Annotated in this window: 4 protein-coding genes and 1 pseudogene; all 5 read left to right on the top strand. The window is 73.2% G+C overall.

Features of this window, described 5'->3' with window-relative positions:
• Positions 1-509 (top strand): lytic murein transglycosylase (locus JNW89_RS25465; RefSeq protein ID WP_238450827.1); only part of this gene is annotated, 509 nt, incomplete at its 5' end.
• A gap of 72 nt (positions 510-581) precedes the next feature.
• Positions 582-1,598, top strand: a complete 1,017-nt coding sequence (locus JNW89_RS25470) for a GNAT family N-acetyltransferase (protein WP_238450830.1) — start codon at positions 582-584, stop codon at positions 1,596-1,598.
• A gap of 97 nt (positions 1,599-1,695) precedes the next feature.
• Positions 1,696-4,965: pseudogene (locus tag JNW89_RS25475) on the top strand (lamin tail domain-containing protein).
• Between the two features lie 133 nt (positions 4,966-5,098).
• Entirely contained in the window at positions 5,099-5,620 is a 522-nt protein-coding gene (locus tag JNW89_RS25480) for a sigma-70 family RNA polymerase sigma factor (RefSeq protein ID WP_238450828.1), read from the top strand.
• Positions 5,621-5,622: 2 nt separating this feature from the next.
• Positions 5,623-5,754, top strand: coding sequence for a hypothetical protein (locus JNW89_RS36935; RefSeq protein WP_255541223.1), 132 nt, complete (start codon positions 5,623-5,625; stop codon positions 5,752-5,754).
• The last annotated feature ends 21 nt before the right edge of the window (positions 5,755-5,775 follow it).

The following is a 5,775-nucleotide window of genomic DNA, read 5'->3' on the forward strand; positions in this document are numbered from 1 at the left end:
TGGCCATGCAGGCGTACGGCTACGCCGAGCTGGTGCTCGCCGAGACCAACCGCAGCTGCCAGCTGAGCTGGACCACGCTCGCCGCCATCGGGTACGTCGAGTCGCGGCACGGGCAGGCCAACGGCGCCAGCCTACAGTCGACCGGCCGGGCCGAACCGGAGATCATCGGCGATCCGCTCGACGGGCAGGGCGGCCGGTCCCGGATCACCGACACCGACCGGGGGCTCTTCGACCGGGACACCGTCTACGACCGGGCCATCGGGCCGATGCAGTTCATCCCGACCACCTGGCAGGAGATCGGCGTCGACGCCGACAACGACGGCCGCAAGGACCCGCACGACCTGGACGACGCGGCGCTCGCCGCCGCCCGGTACCTCTGCAAGGGTGGCCGGAACATGACCATCCCCGGCGACTGGTGGGGCGCCATCCTGTCCTACAACGATGTGCGCCGGTACGCCCAGGATGTCTTCGACAAGGCCAACCAGTACGGGGTGTCCAGCCGTACGTGACGTGATCGTTCGCATACATTGCCGGACCGGACACTTCCCCCCGGCAGCCGATGACGGCAAGCTAGACGGGTGATGGTGCGCGAGTGGGATCCCCGGACCGCGTCGTCCGACGAGGTCGCGTCCGTGCTGGACACGCTGAACGCGGTCCTGGCGGCGGACCTCCCGCAGGACCCGCCCTGGCGGGAGAGTTCCCTGCGGGAATACCTCTCCGAGGTGATGCCGGGTGAGCGGCGGATCTCCTGGGTCGCCCAGGCGGAGCCCGGGCCGGACGGCCGGCCCGGCGCGATCCTCGGCCACGTGCACGTGCTGCTGCTCGGCGACATCGGCGTGTTGGAGGTGCTGGTGCACCCCGACGTCCGGCGTACCGGGCTGGGTCGTGACCTGGTCCTGCTCGCCGCCCGCCGGGTCTACCAGGAGGGCTTCCAGTCGATCGGCGTCGAGGTGGTCGGTGACACGCCGGCCGTCGCCTTCTACGAGTCGCTCGGCTTCACCCGGGAGTACGTCGAGACCCGCAGCGTGCTCGACCTCGGCGCGGTGGACTGGCCGGCGCTGGCCGAGATGGCCACCGGCATCGGCGCCGGCTACCACCTGGAGTTCTGCCCGGGCGGCCCGCCGGACGACCTGATCGAGGCGTACGCGCGGGCCAAGGCCGAGGTGCGCGACGTCGACGACGGCGAGCTGCGCCCCAGCTCGTACGACCCGCAGCGGCTGCGGGACAGCCTGGACACGCTGCACCGGCGGGGCATGAAGCCGTACATCGTGCTGGCCCTGCACGAGCAGAGCGGCGAGGTCGCCGGGCTGACCGAGGTGGTGGTGCCCGCGCAGCACCCCACCCGGGCCGACCAGTACGACACGATCGTGGTGCAGGATCACCGCGGCTACGGCATCGACCGGGCGATCAAGGCCCGGATGCTGCTGGAGCTGCGCTCGGCCGAGCCGACGCTGGCCGAGGTGCAGACCTGGAACGCCCAGGCCAACGAGGCGATGCTCAAGGTGAACGCCGAGCTGGGCTACCGCCCCGACCGGGAGTGGTGCGAATACAGCGTGGACGTCGCCGAGCTGGTGCACCGGATCGACGCCGCCCGCTGACCGCGAGTTCACCACACCGCCCCCGGCGGGGGATGGACGGCGGCCAGCACCGACACTTAACGTGCGTTAGTCCCCGTCCACCCATCGTGGAGGCCTTATGCGCCCGCGCCGCAGATACGCCGCGCTCGCAACCGCCGCCGCCGTCACCCTTCCGGTCATCGGCGTCGCACCCACCGCGGCCATCGCCGCGCCCACCGACCTGTTCATCTCCGAGTACGTCGAAGGCTCGTCGAACAACAAGGCGATCGAGCTGTTCAACGGCACCGGCTCCCCGGTCGACCTCACCGCCGGCGGCTACCAGCTCCAGCTCTACTTCAACGGCTCGACCACGCCGACGAACGTCGCGCTGAGCGGCACCGTCGCCGCCGGCGACGCCTTCGTCTTCGCCGCCTCCTCGGCCGCCCCGGCGGTCCTCGCCCAGGCCGACCAGACCACCGGCGCGTCGCTGTTCAACGGGGACGACGCGATCGTGCTGCGCAAGGCCGGCGCGGTGCTCGACTCGATCGGCCAGGTCGGCGTCGACCCCGGTACCGAGTGGGGCAGCGGGCTGACCAGCACCGCCGACAACACGCTGCGGCGGCTGCCGTCGGTCTCCATCGGGGACACCGACCCGTCCGACGCGTTCGACCCGGCCGCCCAGTGGACGGGCCTGCCGACCGACACCTTCGACGGTCTGGGCGCGCACACCGTGGACGGCGGCGGCCCGGTCGACCACCCGGCCACCCTCAACTGCGGCGGCGCGCTGACCCTGGAGGCGGGCGCGACCGCCACCCGCCAGGTCACCGCCACCGACGCGGACGACACGGTCACCGACCTCGCCGTCACCTCGGTCAACCCCACGCCGGCCACCGGCTCGATCAGCCGGACGGCCCTCACGCCGGCCACCGCCACCGGCGGGACCGCCACCGCCACGGTCACCGCGACCGGCCTGCCCGCCGGGGCGTACGCGGTGACGCTGACCGCCACCGACGCCGAGGGCGGCACCGCCACCTGCACGCTGACCGTCCAGGTCACCACCGTGCTCTCGGTCGGCGAGGTGCAGGGCCCGACCCGGGACGACGAGAACCCGCGGACCGACCGCTCGCCGCTCGCCCCGGCCAGCGGCAACGGCACCAGCTCCGCCCTGTACGACGTGCGCGGTGTGATCACGCAGAAGTCGCTCACCCGCACCTCGGCCGGCGCCGACCAGTACGGCTTCTACCTGCAGAGCCGTACGGGCGCCCAGGACGGCGACCCGCTCAGCTCGGAGGGCGTCTTCGTCTTCATGGGCTCGTTCACCACGCTGATCGGCGGCTACGCACCGACCGTCGGCGACGAGGTCGTGCTGCGCGCCCGGGTGTCGGAGTACTTCAACCAGACCCAGCTCTCCAGCGCCTCGCTGGTCCGCAAGCTCGCCTCCGGGCTCGACGTGGACACCGACGTCACGGTGGACGACGCGACCCCGCCGGCCGACGCCACCGCCGCGGACCGGTTCTGGGAGCGGCACGAGGGCGCCCGGCTCCGGGTCCGCGCCGGCAGCGGCGTGACCGGCCCCCGGGACGTCTTCGGCTCCACCGCCGACTCCGAGGTCTGGGTGGTCGACCGGGAGGACCCGCTGATGAAGCGGACCGACCCGTACGCCCGCCGGGTGTTCCGGGACGCGCACCCGCTCGACGACGTGCCGGGCCAGCTCTTCGACAACGGCAACGGGCAGCGGATCCTGCTCGGTGGCGGCGGCGTGAAGGCCACCGCCGGCGACTCGACCGCGCTGCTCCCGCCGGCCCGCACGTTCGACACCCTCGCCGCCGACGCGTACGGCGCGGTCTCCTACGGCTTCAGCAAGTTCAGCGTGCAGCCGGAGGCGCTCTCCCTGACCGCCGGCGTCGACCCGTCGGTGAACAACCCGCCCGCGCCGGCGGACCGGTCCCGCGAGTCGCCGTGGCGACCTACAACGTGGAGAACCTGTACGACTACCGGGACGACCCGTTCGACGCTGCGACTTCACCGGCAACGCGGGCTGCACCGGCGTGTCGCCGCCGTTCGACTACGTGCCGGCCGACGAGGCCGACTACCGCGAGCACCTCGCAATCTCGCCGACCAGATCCGGACCGACCTGCACTCGCCGGACCTGATCCTGGTGCAGGAGGCCGAGGACCAGGACATCTGCACGGTTTCCGGCACCGAGCTGGCCTGCGGTGACAGCAACGACGCCGACGGCGCCCCGGACACCCTCCAGGACCTGGCGCTCGCCGTCGCGGCCGCCGGTGGCCCGGCCTACGCCGCGGCGTACGACCGGACCGGCGCGGACGCCCGCGGCATCACCTCGGCGTTCCTCTACCGCACCGACCGGCTCTCGCTGGCCGAGGCGACCGCCACCGACCCGCTGCTGGGTGCCAGCCCGACGGTGGAGTACCGCGCGGCCGGCCTGCCGTCCAACACGGACGTGCAGAACCCGAAGGCGCTCAACGCGGTGCTGCCGGCGGACACGGACACGTCGACCGGCAAGGACGGCAACAACGTCTTCACCCGCGCGCCCCAGCTGGGCAAGTTCGTGGTGAAGGCCGCGCCGGGCGCGACCGAGCAGTTCACCCTGTACGCGCTGAGCAACCACTACTCGTCCGGCCCGGACAGCCGGGTCGGGCAGCGCACCGAGCAGGCCGCGTACGGGGCGGCGATCGTCACCGCGATCGAGCAGTCCGACCCGAACGCCCGGGTGGTCTACGGCGGGGACCTGAACGTCTTCCCGCGCCCGGACGACCCGATCGCCACCGGTGCGAACCCGACCCCGTCGGACCAGCTCGCCCCGCTGTACGAGGCGGGCCTGCACAACCTCTGGGACGACCTGGTGGCCGACGTCCCGGTGGCGGCGTACTCGTACAGCTTCCAGGGCTCGGCGCAGACGCTGGACAACCTCTTCGTCAACGACGCGCTCCACGATGACCTGGTGCAGGTGCGGGCGGCGCACATCAACGCCGACTGGCCGGCCGAGTTCACCGGGGACGGGTCGCGGGGCGCCAGCGACCACGACCCACAGGTCGCGCGGTTCCGCGCCCAGCCGTCGCTGCGCGTCGGCGACACCTCGGTGGTCGAGGGCGACAAGGGCGACAGCACGTTGACGTTCACCGCGACCGTGTCGCGGCCGTTGTCGGTGCCGACGACGATCTGTGCCGCCGCCGTCGGCCTGACCGCCACGGCCGGGTCGGACTTCGACCCGTACGTCGGCTGCCAGGTCCTGCCCGCCGGGCAGACCTCGCTGGCCTTCCCGGTGACCGTGCGCGGTGACCGGAAGGTCGAGGCGGACGAGAAGATCGCGTTCGCGGTCGCCGGCCCGCTCAACCTGCGGTTCGCCGACCCGCTGGCGGTGGGCACGATCACGAACGACGACTGACCGTTCGACGTACGGGCGACGGCCCGCCGGCCAGGCACCCGCCTGGGCGGCGGGCGTCGCCGTACCCGGGAGCGGTCCCCGGGAACCGAACGGGCGGGCGTGGCGTGTACCTGACATGGGAAACCCTCCGAGCGTGACCCTCGGCGCACCAGGTGAGGTGGCCGCGGGGCCGACCGACGAGCCGCCCGGGCTGCCGTTCGACCGGTTCTACGCGGGGCACGTCGACCGGGTCCACCGGGCGCTCGCCCTGGCGCTGGGCGACCCCGGACTGGCCCGGGAGGCCACCGATGAGGCCATGGCCCGGGCGTACGCCCGCTGGGACCGGGTCAGCCGGCTGGACAACCCCGCCGGATGGGCCTTCCGGGTGGGCCTGAACTGGGCCACCTCCTGGTGGCGCAAGGTACGCCGGGAGCGGCCGCCGATGGCCGACGAGCGCCATCCGGCCGTCGCGGCCCCGGACCCGGCCGCGCTGGCCGCCCGTACGGCGCTGGACCGGCTGCCCACCAGCCAGCGGACCGTCATCGTCTGCCGGGTGCTGCTGGATCTCTCCACCGCCGAGACGGCGACGGTGCTCGACCTCAGCGAGGGGACGGTCAAGAGCCGGCTGTCGCGAGGGCTGGCCGAACTGCGGGCCGCTCTGGCCGAGAAGGAGTGACGATGGACGTCGTACCCGAGCCCCTGGCGGAGCTGGTGCACCGCGCCGCCGCCACCACGCCCGCGTACCCGGGTGACCTGGCCACGGTGCGCAGGCGCTGGCGGACCCGGCGCGCCGTCGCCGGGCCGTGCTGACCGGCGGGCTGGTGGCGCTGG

This window comes from Micromonospora sp. 4G55 (assembly GCF_016803375.1).

What these genes read in the sequence shown, in the direction of transcription:
- JNW89_RS25470 (WP_238450830.1), top strand. Translation starts at nt 582, where the DNA reads ATGGTGCGCGAGTGGGATCCCCGGACCGCGTCGTCCGACGAGGTCGCG.
- JNW89_RS36935 (WP_255541223.1), top strand. Translation starts at nt 5,623, where the DNA reads ATGGACGTCGTACCCGAGCCCCTGGCGGAGCTGGTGCACCGCGCCGCC.